This is a genomic window from Tabrizicola piscis (assembly GCF_003940805.1).
Classification (GTDB): domain Bacteria; phylum Pseudomonadota; class Alphaproteobacteria; order Rhodobacterales; family Rhodobacteraceae; genus Tabrizicola; species Tabrizicola piscis.
Genome location: NZ_CP034328.1, coordinates 3,408,957 through 3,427,390, shown reverse-complemented (window position 1 = coordinate 3,427,390; position 18,434 = coordinate 3,408,957). Strand labels below are relative to the sequence as shown.

Below are 18,434 nucleotides of genomic sequence, written 5' to 3'. Positions count from 1 at the left end.
GGTCACGCCCCTGCGGCCTGCTAGAATTAAGCTCGCGAAGGAATCAATCGCCAAACAGCCCGCTTCGTGTAATGTTAAGGGTATTAACACACGTTGATGGGGAAGTCGGATGCACCGTCGCGCCTTTACCGTTGGCCTTGCCGCCGGGCTGGCCTGCCCGCTGCCTGCCTTGGCACAGACCGTCGGGAATCCGACGGCCCCGACCAAGGCAGGCACCACCTACCGTGGACCGAATGTCATCCTTGTCCGCTTTGGCGGCGGGGTGCGGCGGGCCGAGACCATTGACGCCGCCGCAACCTGGGCCCCTTACCTGCGCCATAGCCTTGCCCCGCGCGGCACTTTCATTCCCGACCTGCGCATCGACCGGCTTGAGGGGGTAAGCACCTCACACGCCGAAGGCACGCTGAACCTTCTGACCGGGCGCTACCGCGCCTATCGTCCTGCGGCAGAGGTCCTGAGCGACCGCCTGGAACCCACCGAGCCAACGCTTTTCGAATACCTGCGCCGGGCCTTCGACATCCCCTCGCATGAGGTGCTTCTGGTCAACGGCGAGGATCGGCCACAAGAGGAATACTTCACCTTCGGCGCGGGTGACCATTTCGGCATCGACTATCGGTCCGAGATGCTGTCCCTGCACCGCTTCAAGCTGTACCGCACCCGCATGCAGCTTGCCGAAAGCGGCCTGACCGACGCCGCACGCCTTGCACTTGCGGAAGAGCGCGCGCGACTGCTTGCCATCGACCCGCGGGGTGCCACACCCGAGCCTTCGCCTGAGGTCGAACGCTTCTGGGCGCGCTGGCGGCAGGGTTTTGGCGATGACGGCATGCGCAACCCGCGCGGTGACCGGCTGCTGACCGAACTGGCGACCCGGGCGATGACCGAACTCAAGCCGCGCTTCATGATGGTGAACTATCAGGACCCGGACTATGTGCACTGGGGCAACCCCAGCCACTACACCCGCGCCATCGCGGTGATCGACGAAGGCCTCCAGCGTCTGGTGTCGCTGGCGGATGCCGACCCGTTCTACCGCGACAACACCATCTTCGTGATCACCCCCGATTGCGGCCGCGATGCCAACCCGCTGGCCGAAGTGCCGTTCCAGCACCACTTCAACTCCCGCTCCGCGCATGAGGTCTGGGCGGTGATCTTCGGGCCCGGCATTGCCAAGGGGGTGGTCGACAGACCCGTCGACCAATCCGCCATCGCCCCCACAATCGCGGCGGCCATGGGCTTCACCGTCACCCGCGCCGAAGGCGATGCGATCGAGGGGGCATTCCTGTGACCGCCCTGCCCCGCCCTGCCTACGGCCCCGGTCGCCTTGCGCGGCTGGGGCGGGTGCTCGCCAATGGTGCGATCGGCTCGCTGCTCTGCATGGGCCCGGTGACTGCCGTCATCGCCCTGGGCTGGTTGGTCCGCCGGTCCGGCCACCATGCCCGCAGCCGGTTCGCCACGGTCGAGGAGATGCCGGGATGGCTGTCAGGCCCGCGCGAATGGCAGGGGCGCCCGACCAGCCGGATCACCCGGGCGCTTGGCGGCCTTGGGGCCAACATCCGCGTCGGGCTGATGGCGCTGGCCGCCCTTCTGGTCTGGACGCTGCCCTTCACCGCGCTGTGGCTTGGGGCGTGGTGGGCCGGATGGGAAAACTCGTTCAACAAGGGCTACGAACAGGCCGTCGTCGGCCCCACGGTCTTTCTGCTGGGCGTGCTTGTGGCGACGCTGGTCGTGCCGGCTCTGCCCCTGATGGTCGCGCATCTGGCGGCAGAAGACCGCCTGTCTGCCGCGTTTGAGCTGCGCCGCCTCCGGTCAGCCGTGGCGCAGGCGGGCTGGCGCGTTCCGGCGCTGGCCTTGCTTGCGGTGGTCTTCGCCCTGCCCTTCGCTGCAGCGCGGGGGCTGATCACCACCGCAACCGACTGGGCGCCGCAGCTTGAAACGCTGCCACCCGACCAGATCGCCCGGATCCAAGGCTGGATCACCCTTGGCCTCGCCGCCGCCGCCTTCCTGTCGGCCTGGATCACCCGCACCCTTGCCGCCCGCGTCTATGCCCGCGCCGCCGCCCGTGCCGCGGGCCTGAAGCCCGGCCTGTGGGACGGGGCCGAGGCGGCTGAGGGCGCGATGCCCGCCACCCCGCCCAGCCGCACGCTGGCGGTCCTGTGGTATGCCGCCGCCATGGTCCTGACACTTGCCTTCGCCTTCCTGATCCTTGCCGGGCAATTCCTTGACCATGCATGGTGGCGCTGGGTCTTTCACCCGGGCCTGACCCTGCCTTGGGCAGGCTGAGACCCTTGCGAAAGCGACCCCGGGGTGCGACTAAGGCGCAAACTCCGGGGGCTGCCCAATGTCATTTTCCACCCATTTCTCCCATGCCATCACCCGCCGACCGGCGCCCTCGATCATTGCGGGGCTTCGCGCCGTGGATACCGGGAGTCCGGACCTTGCCCTGATGCAGGCCCACCACGCCGCCTATGTCGCGACGCTGCAGGAAACCGGCGCGACGGTGGTCGAGCTTCCTGCGCTGGACGCCTATCCCGACAGTGTCTTTGTCGAAGACACCGCCCTTTGCCTGCCGGAAGGCGCTGTCATCATGCGCCCCGGCGCACCGTCACGGCTGGGCGAGGCGGCCGAGATGGCCCCCCATCTGCGCGCGCTTTACGGGCAAGTCGTGGAAATCACCGGCAAGGACAGCTTCATCGAAGGCGGCGACATTCTGGTTACCGAACGTGAGGTTCTGGTCGGCCGCTCTGCCCGCACCAATGCAGCGGGCGTTGCCGAACTGGCACGCCTTGTCGGCCCCTGGGGCCACAAGCTGCGCGAAGTCCACACCCCGCCGGGGGTGCTGCATTTCAAGACCGACTGCTCGCTTCTGGATGTTGACACGGTGCTCTCCACCACCCGCCTGTCCGCCTCGGGCTGTTTTGAGGGCTACCGCGTGATCCCGGTGGCAGATGGCGAAGAAGCCGCCGCCAACACCATCCGCTTCAACGATCTGGTGCTGATGCCGGCAGGCTTTCCCAAGACCCGTGACACGATCCTTGCCGCGGGTTTCAACGTGCGGGAGATCGGCAATTCGGAATGCGCCAAGCTGGATGGTGGGATGTCCTGCCTCTCGCTCCGCTTCACTCCGAAGCCATGACCTTCAACATCCTTGCCGTCGGCCAGTCCGGTCGGCTGGAGTTTGAAGCGATCCTGCTTGCCGCATCCCTGCGGCAGTCCGATCCGGGTTTTTCCGGCCAGCTCTATATCGCCGAACCGCAGCCCGGGCCGCTTTGGCCCGGCGACCCAAGGATGGCCGACCGCAGCAAGGCGCTGCTGCAAGACCTTGGCGCGCAGATCCTGCCCTTCGACAGCCGCGCCTTCGGCAACGCCTATCCCAACGGCAACAAGATTGAGGCGCTGGCCGTCCTGCCCGAAGCACCCTTCCTGTTTCTGGATACCGATACGCTGATCACTGGCCCTGTTTCCGCCATTCCGTTTGATTTCACCCGCCCCTCCGCCTCGATGAAGCGCGAAGGGACCTGGCCGCAGATCGAACTTTACGGGCCGGGTTACGTCCAGACGTGGAAAGCGCTCTATGATCGGTTCGGCCTCGATTACGCATCCTCGCTGGACCTGACCCACCCCGAGGAATACTGGCAGCGCCACCTTTATTTCAACGCGGGCTGGTTCTTCCATTCCAGCCCAAAGGCCTTTGGCAGCCGCTTTCTGGCCTGGTCAAAATCCATCTGCGACGATCCACCGGAAGAGCTTGTCTGTCAGGAGCTGTTCCCCTGGCTGGACCAGATCACCCTGCCGCTGGTCGTCCATTCCCTTGGCGGCGGTCGCCCGGGGCCAGAGCTTGCCGCGCTGGACGGCAGCGCCACCTGCCATTATCGCACCCTGCCCCTGCTTTACGCCCGCGAAAGCGACCATGCCGTTGCCGTGCTGGAAGAGGTTGCCCGCGACAAGACCATCCGCCCCACCCTGCGCGACTGGGAGGCGATGAAGGCCATGGTCTACCAGAACAAAGGCCGCAAGGCCCGCGCTCTCTTTGACCAGAACCAGCTTCCCCACCGCGAACAGGTGATCCGCAACACGCTGAAACGCGAAGGCTATTGGCTCAGGTAACGGCTGCACGGCTAAGGCTGTGTTGCGTCAAAGCTCCATCGTCACCACAGGCCACAGCGACAGGACCAGCAGCACCGCCATGGTCCAGTTAAACACCCGCAGCCGCCCCGGCCCCTCCAGCCAGCGCCGCACGGCCTGACCGGCCCCGGCCCAGATCGCAACCGACGGCAGGTTCACCGAAGCAAAGACCAGCGCAACGGTCAGATACGCCCCGACCGAAGGCACCGGCACATAGGCCGCCACCGCCCCCAGCGCCATGGCCCAGGCTTTGGGGTTCACCCACTGGAACGCCGCCGCCTGCAGGAACGTCATCGGTCGCGCCGCGGCCTTCCCGGCACCCGGCGCGCCGGCATGGGCAATCTTCCATGCCAGCCACAGCATATAGGCCACCGACACCAGCTTCAGCACCGTCAGCGCCGGGGGCCAGGCCTTGAAGACCCCCGCCAGCCCAAGCCCGACCAGAAACACCATCACCGCATGGCCAAGGCTGATCCCCAGCATATGCGGCACCGTCCGCCGCACGCCGAAATTCACGCCGCTGGCCAGCAGCATCATGTTGTTCGGCCCCGGCGTGACCGAGGTGACGAAGGCGAAGCCCAGAAGGGCAAGGAAAAGCTCGTATGTCATGGCCGCAATCCTGCACCACCTGCTGCGGCACAGGATTGCAAAGATGCGGTCTATCCGTCTAGTCTTGCAACAAATGACCCAACTTGATGAAATCGACCGCCGGATATTGCGCGAGCTGCAGCGCGATGGGCGGCTGTCCAACCTTGCCCTTGCCGACCGCGTGGGCCTGTCATCGTCGGCCTGCCTCCGCCGGGTCCAGGCGCTGGAGCGGGACGGGCTGATCCGCGGCTACCGCGCGGTGCTTGACCCCGCCCGCCTTGGGATCGGCTTCGTGGCCTATGTCACCGTCGGGCTTGGCACCCACACCAAATCCGCGCAGGAGGCGTTCGAAAGGGCGGTGGCCCGCGCGTCGGAGGTGCGGGAGTGTCACAACATCACCGGGACGGTGGAGTACCTCCTTCGGGTCGAGGCGGCGGATCTGGCGACCTACAAGCACTGGCATACTGAGGTGCTGGGGGTGCTGCCGCAGGTCCGATCGATCACGACCTTCGTGGTGATGGGCAGCCCGAAGGATGAACGGGCCTGAGGGGCCCATCGGAGTGTCCCGGGCAGGGCGGGATTTCCGGGTCAGGGATTTCAAGGGCTTGTGCGGGCCTATTCATGATCTGTCAAGGTTTGGGCGATGGGTCGGGCCGGGAAAGTGGGGGTTTTGCACCCCCACACCCCCACAGGATATTTGGGGAGGGAAGGCTGGGGAGGGGTTGGTGCCCATCCGCGCTTGCGATGTGCGCCGACGCCCGGGCACGCTCACCCCGGCCTTGAGGCGGGGGCTTTGGGTGTCAGGCGGGGCCTCGGGTCAGGCCCGGGGCGGGTTAGGTCGGGTTGCCCCCCACCCCCATCCCCTCCCCACGAGAGGGAGGGGAGGTGACTTGCGACGGTGGGGGGAGTTGGCGAAGGGCACACGTCCCGGCCTGGAGGCGGGGTCTTTGGGTGTCTAGCGAGGCCCTCGGGTCAGGCCCGGGATGGGGTTTCTTGCGACGCCGGGGGGAGTTGATGGGGAACGCCCGGGCGCAGTTGCGCGGGGCGGGGGAGTCGGGCTGAAGCCCGACCTACAGGGCGCATCGCACCCTGGGCTTGGGGCGGGAACTTTGGGTGTCGGGCGAGGCCCCGGGTCGGGCACGGGGCGGGTGAGGTTGGGTTGCCCCCCACCCCCATCCCCTCCCAACGAGGGGGAGGGGAGGTGACTTGCGACGGTGGGGGGAGTTGGCGAAGGGCACACGCCCCGGCCTTGAGGCGGGGTCTTTGGGTGTGCAGCGAGGCCCCGGGTCAGGCCCGGGGCGGGGGTGAGAGCGGTGCCGGGGGGAGTTGATGGGGAACGCCCGGGTGCAGTTGCGAGGGGCGGGGGAGTCGGGCTGAAGCCCGACCTACAGGGCGCATCCCACCCCGGCCTTGAGGCGGGGTCTCGGGGTGTCAGGCGAGGCCCCGGGTCAGGCCCGGGGCGGGGTTTCTTGCGACGCCGGGGGGAGTTGATGGGGAACGCCGGGGCGCGATTGCGAGGGGCTGGGGAGTCGGGCTGAAGCCCGACCTACACGGCGCATCGCACCCCGGGCTTGAGGCGGGGGCTTTGGGTGTCAGGCGGGGCCTCGGGTCAGGCCCGGAGCGGGTTAGGTTGGGTTGCCCCCCACCCCCATCCCCTCCCCTCCCCACGAGGGGGAGGGAGGTGAATTGGGACGGTGGGGGGAGTTGGCGAAGGGCACACACCCCGGCCTTGAGCCGGGGTCTCGGGCTGTCAGACGAGGCCCCGGGTCGGGCCCGGGGTGGGGTTTCTTGCGGTGCCGGGGGGAGTTGATGGGGAACGCGCGGGTGCGCTTGCGCGGGGCGGCGGAGTCGGGCTGAAGCCCGACCTACACGGAGCATTCCACCCCGGCCTTGAGGCGGGGTCTCGGGCTGTCAGACGAGGCCCCGGGTCAGGCCCGGGGCGGGGTCTTTTGGGCAACGCAGGGGTGCAAATCTGACCGCGACCGGCACGCGGGGGTGGGGGCGATATATCGCGCCCGCCCCCGGGGGGGCGGGTCGGGCGCGGTCAGATTTGTTTTGGGCAAATCTGACAGGGTAGCTCACATGCGAGGCACTAACGCCCATACCCCTTCGCTCGCACCAGCACTTCCCCTACTTCGATTTCCTTTGCTCTTCTTCGGCAATCCACTCCGGTATTCGAGGGTGTCCGCCTAGTGGATACAAGCGCGAGAGGAAACCCCATCGAATGCCAAAAGAGTCCTTTCGCATTGGGATTGGGATGCGAAAAAGAATGGCAAATCCAATTGCAATTGATGTGGCGACTAGCGCGAGAAGCGCTGTGAAGCCTTCCAAGAAGCTTCTGGGCGAAACAAAAGCCAATTCATACTGCCACGAAAGAAGAAAGCCGGCATAGCCAGCCAAAGGCATTGCGAGTATGAGAATTATGAAGATGGTTGCGAATTCCATCACGGACAAGATTCTAAAGCGATCGTTCAAGAAATTGGTGGCGACGATGGGAATCACTAAGGCCATTTCATCTTGGCCTTTGTAAAGGCCGTAGGCTTGAGCCGAAAATCGCGATAGCTTTATCCTATTTCCTTCCTTTGATCGTATGAAGATAATCGACAAAGTGGAGTTCAGGTATAGCAACAGAAAATGGTAGTTGATTGCGAGAAGCGCGACAAGATACGCAAGGGGAACACTGGCAGTATAGCCAAACAGAGTGATCGAAGCCAATCCATCCTTAGCTAAGGATGTAAGGATGAGAAATCCGACTACTAGTGGACTTCCTGTCTTTGCTATCGATCCAAGAAGCGATTTCTCGATCTCTCCAAGGCGCAAATAAATCTCTGACCAAGTGAGTCCGGTTGATTTGAGATGCCTGAGTGTACAACGAAACTCGTGCTCCTTAAGGCTGCCGAGTGATACCCAGATGTTCTTACTCAAACATCCAACTCCTCCACAAACCGGGCGTTCTCCTGAATATACTGGAACCGCAGTTCCGGCTTCTTGCCCATCAGGCGCTCCACCAGATCGCCGGTCATCCCCGGTTCGTCCTCGTCAATCGACACCCGGATCAGCTTCCGCGTCAGGGGGTTCATCGTGGTGTCTTTCAGGTCCTTGGCGTCCATCTCGCCCAGGCCCTTGAAGCGCTGGACGTCGATCTTGCCTTTGCCTCCCAACCCCTTGGCGAGCCAGATCTCCTTTTCGGCATCGTCGGCCACATACATCCGGCGCGCGCCTTGGGTCAGGCGGTAGAGGGGGGGGCAGGCGAGATACAGGTGGCCCTTGTCGATCAGGGGGCGCATCTGGGTGAAGAAGAAGGTCATCAACAGGCTCGCGATATGCGCGCCGTCGACGTCGGCGTCGGTCATGATGATGATTTTCTCGTAGCGCAGGTCGTCCAGCTTGAAGCGGGTGCCCATGCCGGTGCCCAGCGCCTCACAGATATCGCGGATTTCGGAGTTGTCGTTCAGCTTGGCGGAAGCGGCGCCGAGGACGTTCAGGATCTTGCCCTTGAGGGGGAGGAGGGCCTGAGTCTCACGGCTGCGGGCGCCTTTGGCGGAGCCGCCGGCAGAGTCGCCTTCGACGATGAAAAGTTCGGTGCCTTCGCGGGTCTTGGAGGAGCAGTCGGTCAGCTTGCCGGGGAGGCGCAGCTTCTTGGTGGCGGTCTTGCGCTGGGTTTCCTTTTCCTCACGCCGCCGCAGGCGTTCTTCGGCGCGCAGGACGAGGAAATCGAGGATCGCACCGGCGGATTTCGGGTCGGCGGCAAGCCAGGTGTCGAAATGGTCGCGGACGGCGTTTTCGACCCATTTGGCGGCTTCCTCGGTCGAGAGGCGGTCCTTGGTCTGGCCGACGAAGCTGGGTTCGCGGATGAAGACGGAGAGGAGCGCGCAGCCGCCGGTCAGAAGGTCATCGCGGGTGATGAGGTCGGCCTTGCGGTTCTTCACCCGCTCACCATAGGCCTTGATGCCCTTGAGGGTGGCGGCCCAGAAGCCGGATTCATGGGTGCCGCCCTCGGGCGTGGGGACGGTGTTGCAGTAGGAGTGGAGGAAGCCATCCTGCGCGGGCGTCCAGTTGATCGCCCATTCGACGGAGCCGGGGATCTGGTATTTCTCCTGAAACGAGACGCGCCCGGCGAAGGGGCGTTCGGCGTAGGTGGTGGTCTTGGAGAGCGTGTCGGTCAGGTACTGGGCCAGGCCGCCGGGGAAGTGGAAGGTGGCCTCTTGCGGGGTCTCGCCGTCCGCCACGGCCGATTTCCAGCGGATTTCGACGCCGGAGAAGAGGTAGGCCTTGGACCGGGCGAGTTTGTAGAGGCGGGCGGGTTTCAGGGTCTGGTGGCCGAAAATCTCCGGGTCCGGGTGGAAGGTGACGGTGGTGCCGCGGCGGTTCTGGATGGGGCCGAGTTTTGCGATCGGGCCGCGGGGGATGCCGCGGGAGAAGGATTGTTCGTAAAGCTCCTTGTTGAGCGCGACCTGCACGGTCATCAGGTCGGAGAGCGCGTTGACGACCGAGGAGCCGACGCCGTTCAGGCCGCCGGAGGTGGAATAGGCCTTGTTGGAGAACTTGCCCCCGGCGTGGAGGGTGCAAAGGATCACCTCCAGCGCGGATTTGCCGGGGAACTTGGGGTGCGGGTCGACGGGGATGCCGCGGCCGTTGTCACGCACGGTGACGGAGTTGTCATCGTGCAGTTCCAGCTCGATCCGGTTGGCGTGGCCCGCCACCGCCTCATCCATCGCGTTATCCAGGATTTCGGCGACCATGTGGTGCAGCGCGCGTTCGTCGGTGCCGCCGATATACATGCCGGGGCGTTTGCGGACGGGTTCCAACCCCTCAAGCACCTCGATCGACGAGGCGTCGTAGGTCTGCGACGTGGAGAGGAGGTCGTTCATGGGGATACCCTTCTTGTTGCAGGCATTAGATCATCCGAGGGGGGTGGGGCGCAAGATGTAGGGGGTGGTCGGGCGAGGGGGTGTGGCCTAGGTATGGAGCGAGCAATGGAGGATTTGGCGATGCGGGTGCTGTTCACGGGCGGATCGGGCAAGGCGGGGAAGCATGTGGTGCCGTATCTGGTGGCGCAGGGGCATAAGGTGCTGAACTTTGACCGGGTGCCCCTGGGGCTTCCGGGGGTGCATGACCTGACGGGCGATATCTGCGACGCAGGGCAGGTCTATTCGGCGATGCGGACCCATGCGGGCTATGAGGAGATGGAGGACGGGGCGGCGAAGCTGTTTGACGCCGTGGTGCATTTCGCGGCGGTGCCAAGGTACGGGATGGTGCCGGATACCGAGACCTACCGGGTGAACACGGTAGGGACCTACAACGTGCTGGAAGCGGCGCTGAAGATGGGGATCCGGAAGGTGATCATCGCCTCAAGCGAGACGACCTATGGGGTGTGTTTCAGCGACGGGGTGGTAGACCCGAAGCTCCTGCCGTTGGAGGAGGATTATGACATCGACCCGATGGACAGCTACGGCATGTCGAAGAAGGTGAACGAGGTCACGGCGCGCAGCTTCCAGCGGCGGTTCGGGGCGGATGTCTATGCCTTGCGGATCGGGAATGTGGTGGAGCCTCATGAATATGCGACTCTCTTCCCACCCTTGGCTGAGGATCCGGGGCTGCGGCGGCGGATCACCTTCAGCTATATCGACGCGCGGGATCTGGGGCAGATCGTAGACCTCTGCCTGCAGAAGGACGGGCTGGGCTTCCAGGTGTTCAACGCGGTGAATGATGAGAACGCGGTGCCGCAGCCGAATTCGGAACTTCTGGCGCGGTTCTTTCCGAACGTGCCGCTGTCGCGGCCGGTGGGAGAGCGGGAGGGGCTTTTGTCGAACCGGAAGATCCGGGAGGTTCTGGGGTTCAAAGAGGCGCATCCTTGGCAAAAACAGGTGCCCTGAGCCAAGGTCGCCGGGGGTTTCACACCCCCGAACCCCCGTGGGATATTTGTTGAAGAGAAAGCCTTCTTGAAGAGGCGCGTTAACGTTAATCGCGTGTTTACTCGAATCGTCGCAGGTTGGTCGGGCGGTACAGGCGGGGACGCCGATGACCGCGAAGGGAAAGACACCCCGCGGCTTGGCCTGGCCTTCCGCGGGGTGTTGACACATCCCGGTTGCAGCACGACGTCACCTCTGTGATTTTGGGCTGGTGGCGCGTGTCGCCGGATTTGGCAAAGGCAATCCCATGCGCAGGATCGGCGCCTTGATTTTCCCGGGGTTCGAGTTGCTGGATGTTTTCGGCCCGTTGGAGATGTTTGGCCTGCTTGACGACGCGTATTCTCTTACACTTGTGGCCGAGACTGCCGGGCCGGTGCGCAGCGGACAGGGGCCGTCGGCTTGCGCGGACGCGACCATCGGGGATGGTCCTGCCTACGACATCTTGTTCGTGCCGGGGGGTGCCGGAACCCGGCGTGAGGTTGGCAATACCCGGCTGCTCGATTGGATCGCGGGCGCCTCCGAATGCAGCGAGTTCTGTCTGAGCGTTTGCACTGGCAGCGCGCTTCTGGCGAAGGCGGGCGTGCTGGACGGACGTCGTGCCACGACCAACAAGATGGCCTTCGCATGGGTCGCGGATCAAGGGCCGAAGGTTCACTGGGTTCGACAAGCACGCTGGGTCGAGGATGGAAAATTCATCACCTCATCTGGCGTATCGGCTGGAATGGACATGGCGCTGGGCGCGATCGCCGTGATGCACGGACCTGAAACGGCCGAGAAAGTGGCTGGCTGGGCCGAGTATTCTTGGCAGAAGGATCGGGATCTGGACAGCTTCGCCAAGATGCACGGGTTGGCGTGATGCCGGGCAGCAAAAGCAGGGACAGTTTGAATTCGCAGATGCGCGCTTGAACAAGCACGTCCTATGCGCTTTCTCTTCCCCAAATATCCCACGGGGGTGCGGGGGTGTGAAACCCCCGCTCCTGCCGGTGCTATACGGGCTCGGCCAGTCTTGCAGCCCACATCTTCTTGAACGCCGGGCGGGCCTGGCACGCCTCCAGCCATGTCTTCACGGCCGGGAACTCGTTGAACAGCGTGGGGTGGCTTTGCGCGTAACGCAGGCACTCAGCCAGGTTGATGTCGGCGACGGTGAAGCGCTCTCCCACCAGGTGGCTATGGGTGGCAAAGTGTGTTTCCAGCCGCTTCAGGGGACGGCGGAGTCTCTCGGCCAGTATGCCGATGGCGGCCTGGCCTTCGACGGTCTTGTCGCCCCCGTCGTTGGTGATCTTCATGATTTCCAGCCCCGGACCCTCGGCCGCGGTGACGGCGAACAAGGTCCATTGATCCATCAGGGCGGCTTCGGCTGCCGTTTGCGGACCAAGGGCACCGCCGCGCGTGCGGGCGATGTGGTTGGTGATGGCCAGCGACTCGGTCAGGACCAGATCATCCTCGACATAGGCCGGGATCTGGCCCAGCGGGTTGACCTTCAGGAAGGCAGGCGAGGTGGTGTTGAGCGGGGCATCGGGCGCGCTGGCCTGTGCCAGGCGATAGCCCTGAATGACATTCACATGCGTGAACGGAAGGTCCAGTTCGTAAAGCAGCCAGATCGGGCGCGATGCGCGGGACCGGAAAGCGCCGTAAAGGGTGATCATCCGAAACCTCCTGTCGGTGTGGGCCAAGCGTAAAGCCTGAACCGGCAAAGAAAAAGGGGGGTCCGTGGGGCAGTGGTCCCTTGATGTGGCGCGCATAGTGGCTCAGGTTTCGGGCATGACAGAAACCAGACCGCCCACCAGACCGCAGACCAGCGCCGCTTTCACCAATCGCGACCACCGGGCCGAGATTGTTGAGCGGTTGTACGATGTCGCGGTCGATCCGATCCGGCTGGAGGAATTGCTTGAGGTCTGGGAAGGCCGGGCAGCGGCGCTGCGGGTCGGCCCGGTCGAAAGCGCGATCCAGCTTGAGGATCCCGAGATCGAGGCGCATCTGGAGCGGGCGACGGTCTTTCTGGACCGGTTCGATGCCAGCCAGCAGGCGCAGGGCAGCCGGACGGTGCTTGCCGATATCACCCGCTCGGCCGCGTTTCTGAGCGATGGCGGCACAAGGCTGGCCGGGTGCAACCGGGCGGCCGTGCTGGCGTTCGGGGTGGCAGAGGGTGGCGCTTTCGCGGATCTGCCGTTTGACGCGGAAGATCGCGTGCTGCTGTCCGACGCAATCCGCCGGGTGGCGGCGCGGAAGGCGGAAAAGGTCGTGACGCTGCGGATCAGGTCGATGACCACGGGCAGCCCGGTGATCCTGCGGGTCAGTCCGGTGGAAGGGTCCAGCGCGCGGCCCTTGGCCTTGGTCGTGTCGACGGAACTGGTCTGGCCGGAGGGGTTCGAGGTCACGGTGCAAGAGGCGTTCGGGCTGACCGCCGCCGAGGTCGAGATCGTGCGCGGAGTGACGCTGGGCCTGCCGCTGCGCGACATCGCCGAAGCGCGGGGCCGGTCGGTCGAGACGGTGCGGACACAAGTGCGGTCGGTGCTGGCCAAGACCGAAACGCACAGCCAGTCGGAACTGGTGCGCGTTGTGCTGGGGCTGATGGACGTGGCGCTGATCCCGGTGCAGGCGGACCCTGCCCTGCCACCGCGCGGCGCTCTGGAGCGGCGTGCCCTGCGCGAGATACGGGGGACGGATGGGCGGCGGCTGACCTGGATTGAATTCGGCGATCCGCGCGGCCGGCCGGTCTTGTACATGCACCTTGATTTCGGGCTGATCCGCTGGCCCGCGACGGCGGAGCGTGCGGCGGCGGCCCGGGGGTTGCGAATCATCGTGCCGGTCCGGGCGGGCTATGGCCGGACCGACCCGCTTCCTCGGGAGGTTGACCATCTGGCAGGTGTCACGCGCGACTATGCGGCGGTGCTGGATCATCTGGGCCTCAAGGGCGCGGTGGCCGTTCCGCTGGGGGCTGACTTGCGCTTTGCCATGAACCTGTCGATCCAGCGCCCGGACCTTGTCCGCGCGATCGTCGGCGCGGCCTGCCAGCTGCCGCTGCGCAGTGCGGCCCAGTATGACCGGATGGACAAGTGGCAGCGCTTCATTCTGGCCAATGCCCGCTATGCGCCGAAGGTGCTGCCGTTCCTTGTGCAGGCAGGCTTCAGTCTGGCCCGCCGCTTGGGCAAGGAGGCGTTCTTCCGTCAGGTCAACGGCGGCAGTGCTGCCGACATGGAAACCTTTGACCGGCCCGAGGTGCGGGCCGCGGTGCTGGAAGGGTCGGACATCTGCATGACGGCGAAATGGTCGGCTCATGCGGCCTTTACGGCGGAATGCATCGGGTCCGAGAAGGACTGGTCCGACGTCGTGCGTGCGGTCCGGGTGCCGGTCCTGCTCCTGCAGGGCGATCAGGACCCGCAGTCGCCCGTCGCGACGATCCGCGAACTGGCGGCAGAGTATCCGCAGCTTGAGGTTCGGTTTCTGCCCGGGACCGGACAGCTTCTGTTCATGGCGGAATGGCCGCAGGTGCTGGACGCCGTTGAACACATGGCGCGCAGCGACGTTGCCTGACGAAGACCTCGCCGCCTACCGCAGTTGGGGTATGCGCCATCCGGCGGGATTTGGTAGCCATGGGTTGTCGCGCGATATTGGCGACAAAGGCTTTGCGACAGACCTTCTTCATACAGGGGCGGTGGGTACTGGAACCCTGCCGCCCCGCTTGGTTTTTCGGGGCCGACTGCAGACACCGTCACATTTGACCCCGATCAAAGCGAAAATCTGCATTCTGTGCCAATATGCACCCCGGACAGGTCACGGGAGGGGCAATTGGAAGACACCAGTGCAGAGATTACCGTCGCGCAGACGGACACCGCGGCGGCCAGCGGGCCGAAACACTTCCCCGAAGTTGGCACCGCACCCTTGCGGCAAGCCTTTGAATCCGGTCGGTACCCCTACGCCCGCCTGATGGGCCGGGCAACCTATGAGGCGGAAAAGGCCCGCCTGCAGGCCGAGCTTCTGAAGGTCCAGATCTGGGCGCAGGAGACCGGGCAGAAGTTCGTCATCCTGATGGAAGGCCGCGATGCTGCCGGCAAGGGCGGCACGATCAAGCGGTTCATGGAACATCTGAACCCGCGCTATGCCCGGGTCTGCGCGCTGTCCAAACCGTCGGACGTGGAAAAGGGCCAGTGGTTCTTTCAACGCTATATCGCGCATCTGCCCACGGCGGGGGAAATGGTGTTCTACGACCGCAGCTGGTACAACCGCGCGGGGGTCGAGCGGGTGATGGGCTTCTGCACCCCGTCCGAATACCTTGAATTCATGCGCCAGGCACCCGAGCTGGAGCGAATGCTGGTCCGATCCGGCATCAGGCTGCACAAATACTGGTTCAGCGTCACCCGCGAAGAGCAGCGCACCCGCTTTGTCGCCCGCGAGACCGACCCGTTGAAAATGTGGAAGCTTTCCCCCATCGACAAGGCATCGCTTGACCGCTGGGACGACTATACCGAGGCGAAAGAGGCGATGTTCTTCTACACCGACACCGCCGATGCGCCCTGGGTGATCGTCAAGTCGAATGACAAGAAACGCGCGCGGCTGAACTGCATGAAGCATTTCCTGTCGACGGTCGATTACCCCAACAAGGATCACGCGGCGATCGGCGTGCCGGACCCGCTGATCGTGGGGCGTGCGGCGCAAGTGCTGGGCGCGGTGCCCGACATCTATGAAGCGGCGACCCACCCGGCAATGCAGCGCGGTTGACCCCGGCTCAGGCGGGGGCTTGCCACCGTGACACGGACGCCCCTTGGCGCGGGCGCCGGGGAACATTAGGTTCGCACGCATGAAGCGATGGGTCCTGATCGGCGGCATGATGGTGGCGGGCGCAGGCCCTGCCCTGTCCCATCCGCATGTGTTCATCGACACCAAGGTCGAGGTGCTGATCAACGCCGACAATGCCGCCACCGGGGTGCGGATCAGCTGGACCTACGATGATCTCTATTCGCTCTACATCGTTGGCGACATGGGTCTGGACCCCGATTGGGATGGCAAGCTGACACCCGAGGAACAGGCGCAATTGTCCGGGTTCGACATGAACTGGATTCCGGGCTTTGCGGGCGATACCTATGTGTTGATGAAGGACGCCGAACTCGCGCTGTCCGGGCCGCAGGACTGGACCGCAGGTTACGATGCGGGGCGCATCACGTCTTCGCATGTGCGGGTCTTCGATGCTCCGGTCCCGTTGGGTGACGCGCCGCTGATCGTGCAAGTCTATGATCCGGGCTATTACACCGCCTACACCATCGCGCATGACCCGGTTCTGACGGGCGGCGCGGGCTGTGTGGCCGAGACTTTCGTTCCCGATCTGGATGCTGCGGATGAGGCGCTCTTGGCCGCGTTGCAGGAATTCACCCCCGATGCGGACGTTGAGATGAGCTATCCTGCCGTCGGCAAGAACTATGCCGAAGAGGTCCGCGTGACATGCGCCGCGCAGTAGGCTTTGGCGGGCTGGCGCTCGTGGTGGTTATCGCCGTCCTGTGGCTGACTGGGGGGCTTGATGGCCTGGCCGGCTGGCTGCGGGGTGCGCAGGAAGCCGCGCAGAACCGGTTGGCCGGCGCGATCCGTGCCCTGCGCGGGGGCGAGCCGGGGGCGCTGGCGGCATTCTGGGCGGTATGTTTCGGCTATGGCGTGCTGCATGCGGCGGGGCCGGGGCATGGCAAGCTGCTGATCGGCGGCTATGGCGTGGCGCGGCGGGTGCCGATGGGGCCGCTGGCCGGTCTGGCGCTCGCCTCAAGCCTTGCGCAGGCGGCGGTGGCGGTGGGCCTCGTCTATGCAGCGGTAGCTGTGCTGGGCCTGACACGGCAAGCGGTCGAGGGGGCCGCCGACCGCTGGATGGCCCCGGCCAGCCACGCGATGATCGCGGGCTTGGGGCTGTGGCTGGTCTGGCGCGGGGTCAGGGGGCTGCGGGCGGCAGGTGGCGCGGCAGGCGCCGGGCATGGGCATTCGCATGACCACGGTCACCATGACCATGACCACCACGACCACCACGACCACGCTCACCACGACCACGGGCACCACGACCATGACGCCCATTGCGCCACCTGTGGCCACGCCCATGGCCCGACGCTGGAGCAAGTCAGCCGACTGACCGGTTGGCGCGATGCGCTGGCCTTGGTGGCGGGCATTGCGCTGCGGCCCTGCACGGGGGCGCTGTTCGTGCTGATCCTGACCTGGCAGTTGGGGATTGCTGCGGCCGGGATCGTCGGGGCCTTTGTCATGGGCCTTGGCACGGCGCTGGTCACTGTGACTGTCGCCGGCCTTGCCGTCTGGGCCCGCGAGGGCGCGCTGCAAGGGCTTGGCGGCGGCCGGATCGCCCGCGCCTTGCCGATCGTCGAGGTGACCTTTGGCGGGGTGATCGCGATCACCGCCCTGTGGCTGCTTGTTTTTTAGGCACCACGGGACACGCGCCGACTTGTGAACCGCCCGATGGCAGCGTAATCCGGCGCCATGACAACCCCCATGACCCCCTCGACCCACGCGCGCGAGACGCTGGCGCTGGGTCTGCCGCTGGCAGGCTCACACCTGGCGCAGATGGCGCTGCATGTCACCGACGTGGTGATGATGGGCCGCTATGGCGTCGTGCCTTTGGCCGCAGTGGTGCTGGGGGCGTCGTCGTTCTTCATCGTCTATGTGCTTGGGTCAGGCTTTGCCAAGGCAGTGATGCCAATGGTCGCCGCAGCGCTTGGCCGCGGGGACGAGGCACAGGTGCGCCGCGACACGCGCATGGGGATTTGGCTTTCGATTCTGTTCGGGGTTCTGGTCTTTCCGGTGTTCTGGTGGTCGGGACCGATCCTGCTGGCCCTTGGGCAGAATTCCGAGGTTGCCGCCATTGCCGAAAGCTATCTGCGGCTTGTGGGCCTTGGCCTTGTTCCGGCCTTGGTGGTGACCGTGCTGCAAAGCTATCTCTCGGCGCTGGGGCGGACGCAGATCGTGCTGTGGGTCACGCTGGTCGCCGTGGGGGTCAACGTCACGGTCAACTATGCGCTGATCTTCGGCAACTGGGGCCTTCCAGAACTCGGCGCGCAAGGGGCTGCGGTGGCGACCGTCACGGTTCAGGTCCTGTCCCTGCTGGCGCTGGGGCTTTACGCGGGCCTGTTGCCAAGCCTGCGGCGGTTCCACCTGTTTCAGCGTTTCTGGCGGCCGGACTGGCACGCGATGCGGCTGGTCTGGCGGCTGGGCGTCCCCATCGGGCTGACCGGGCTGGCGGAGGGCGGGCTGTTCCACGCCTCGGCGCTGATGATGGGCTGGATCGGCACGGTGGAACTGGCCGCGCATGGCATCGCGCTGGAGGTGGCGGCGCTGACCTTCATGCTGCATGTCGGGCTGTCGAGTGCGGCCACAATCCGCATCGCCCGCTTTGACGGGCGCGGTGACCGGGTGGCCCTGAAGGCGGCGGCGAAGATCGCGGTGGCGATCTCCACCGGGGTGGCCGTGGCGTCAGTCGTCCTGTTCGTGTCGCTGCCGGAACCGATTGTCTCGCTGTTTCTGGATCTGAAGAAACCGGAAAGCGCCGCAATTCTGGCCTATGGGTCGGTGCTCTTGATGCTGGCGGCCCTGTTCCAGCTGGCGGATGCGCTGCAGGTCATGGCGCTTGGCCTGCTGCGTGGCGTGCAGGATACAAGGGTGCCGATGTGGTTGGCGGCGGTCAGCTATTGGCTGATCGGCATCCCCTGCAGCTATGTGCTGGCCTTTCCCTTGGGCTTCGGCGGGGTGGGCCTGTGGCTTGGGCTGGTCGTGGGGCTGGTCTGCGCGGCGGTCAGCCTGATGTGGCGGTTCTGGCGGTTGGTGCGCTGACGCCCC

At 65.2% G+C, this 18,434-nt stretch carries 16 protein-coding genes; 12 read left to right on the top strand and 4 right to left on the bottom strand.

The window, feature by feature from the left end:
* Positions 1-109 precede the first annotated feature (109 nt).
* The 4 genes from EI545_RS16655 to EI545_RS16640 are packed head-to-tail and all read left to right on the top strand — an operon-like array spanning position 110 to position 4,101.
* Positions 110-1,282 carry a hypothetical protein gene (locus EI545_RS16655; RefSeq protein ID WP_125326501.1) on the top strand — a complete coding sequence of 391 codons (1,173 nt, stop codon included), beginning with the start codon at positions 110-112 and terminating at the stop codon, positions 1,280-1,282.
* Positions 1,279-2,277 carry a DUF4013 domain-containing protein gene (locus EI545_RS16650; protein ID WP_125326500.1) on the top strand — a complete coding sequence of 333 codons (999 nt, stop codon included), beginning with the start codon at positions 1,279-1,281 and terminating at the stop codon, positions 2,275-2,277. The genes EI545_RS16655 and EI545_RS16650 overlap by 4 nt, the downstream gene beginning before the upstream one ends.
* Before the next feature lie 58 nt (positions 2,278-2,335).
* Positions 2,336-3,130 (top strand): dimethylarginine dimethylaminohydrolase family protein, encoded by a 795-nt coding sequence (locus EI545_RS16645; RefSeq protein WP_125326499.1) that lies wholly within the window; start codon positions 2,336-2,338, stop codon positions 3,128-3,130.
* Positions 3,127-4,101 carry a hypothetical protein gene (locus EI545_RS16640; protein WP_125326498.1) on the top strand — a complete coding sequence of 325 codons (975 nt, stop codon included), beginning with the start codon at positions 3,127-3,129 and terminating at the stop codon, positions 4,099-4,101. The genes EI545_RS16645 and EI545_RS16640 overlap by 4 nt, the downstream gene beginning before the upstream one ends.
* A 27-nt stretch (positions 4,102-4,128) precedes the next feature.
* Here the strand turns inward: EI545_RS16640 and EI545_RS16635 are convergent, their stop codons facing one another.
* Positions 4,129-4,728, bottom strand: coding sequence for a LysE family translocator (locus tag EI545_RS16635; protein WP_125326497.1), 600 nt, complete (start codon positions 4,726-4,728; stop codon positions 4,129-4,131).
* 73 nt (positions 4,729-4,801) lie between these two features.
* Here EI545_RS16635 and EI545_RS16630 point away from each other — a divergent pair, with 73 nt between their 5' ends.
* A complete protein-coding gene (locus tag EI545_RS16630; protein ID WP_125326496.1) occupies positions 4,802-5,254 on the top strand; it encodes an Lrp/AsnC family transcriptional regulator in 453 nt (150 codons plus the stop codon).
* A gap of 1,583 nt (positions 5,255-6,837) precedes the next feature.
* Here the strand turns inward: EI545_RS16630 and EI545_RS16625 are convergent.
* A complete protein-coding gene (locus EI545_RS16625) occupies positions 6,838-7,632 on the bottom strand; it encodes a hypothetical protein (RefSeq protein WP_125326495.1) in 795 nt (264 codons plus the stop codon).
* The gene (gene parE / locus EI545_RS16620; protein WP_125326494.1) at positions 7,629-9,578 is read right to left on the bottom strand and encodes a DNA topoisomerase IV subunit B; all 1,950 of its coding nucleotides are present in this window, start codon (positions 9,576-9,578) and stop codon (positions 7,629-7,631) included. Before parE ends, EI545_RS16625 begins: the two co-directional genes overlap by 4 nt.
* 120 nt (positions 9,579-9,698) lie before the next feature.
* On the opposite strand from parE, the gene EI545_RS16615 reads away from it, so the two are divergent.
* Entirely contained in the window at positions 9,699-10,583 is an 885-nt protein-coding gene (locus EI545_RS16615; RefSeq protein WP_125327641.1) for an NAD-dependent epimerase/dehydratase family protein, read from the top strand.
* A 283-nt stretch (positions 10,584-10,866) separates the two neighbouring features.
* Entirely contained in the window at positions 10,867-11,475 is a 609-nt protein-coding gene (locus EI545_RS16610) for a DJ-1/PfpI family protein (protein WP_125326493.1), read from the top strand.
* A gap of 130 nt (positions 11,476-11,605) precedes the next feature.
* On the opposite strand, the gene EI545_RS16605 is transcribed toward EI545_RS16610, so the two are convergent.
* The gene (locus tag EI545_RS16605; protein ID WP_125326492.1) at positions 11,606-12,265 is read right to left on the bottom strand and encodes a glutathione S-transferase family protein; all 660 of its coding nucleotides are present in this window, start codon (positions 12,263-12,265) and stop codon (positions 11,606-11,608) included.
* A 115-nt stretch (positions 12,266-12,380) separates the two neighbouring features.
* Between EI545_RS16605 and EI545_RS16600 the strand changes: the two genes are divergently transcribed.
* From EI545_RS16600 to EI545_RS16580, 5 genes are all read left to right on the top strand, one after another.
* Positions 12,381-14,153 (top strand): bifunctional helix-turn-helix transcriptional regulator/alpha/beta hydrolase, encoded by a 1,773-nt coding sequence (locus EI545_RS16600; RefSeq protein WP_125326491.1) that lies wholly within the window; start codon positions 12,381-12,383, stop codon positions 14,151-14,153.
* A gap of 255 nt (positions 14,154-14,408) precedes the next feature.
* On the top strand, positions 14,409-15,338 hold the full coding sequence (gene ppk2 / locus EI545_RS16595) for a polyphosphate kinase 2 (RefSeq protein ID WP_245990143.1): 930 nt from the start codon (positions 14,409-14,411) through the stop codon (positions 15,336-15,338).
* Between the two features lie 79 nt (positions 15,339-15,417).
* Entirely contained in the window at positions 15,418-16,071 is a 654-nt protein-coding gene (locus tag EI545_RS16590) for a DUF1007 family protein (protein ID WP_125326489.1), read from the top strand.
* On the top strand, positions 16,056-17,024 hold the full coding sequence (locus tag EI545_RS16585; protein ID WP_125326488.1) for a nickel/cobalt transporter: 969 nt from the start codon (positions 16,056-16,058) through the stop codon (positions 17,022-17,024). Before EI545_RS16590 ends, EI545_RS16585 begins: the two co-directional genes overlap by 16 nt.
* A 57-nt stretch (positions 17,025-17,081) precedes the next feature.
* Positions 17,082-18,428 (top strand): MATE family efflux transporter, encoded by a 1,347-nt coding sequence (locus EI545_RS16580; RefSeq protein WP_245990141.1) that lies wholly within the window; start codon positions 17,082-17,084, stop codon positions 18,426-18,428.
* Positions 18,429-18,434 lie beyond the last annotated feature (6 nt).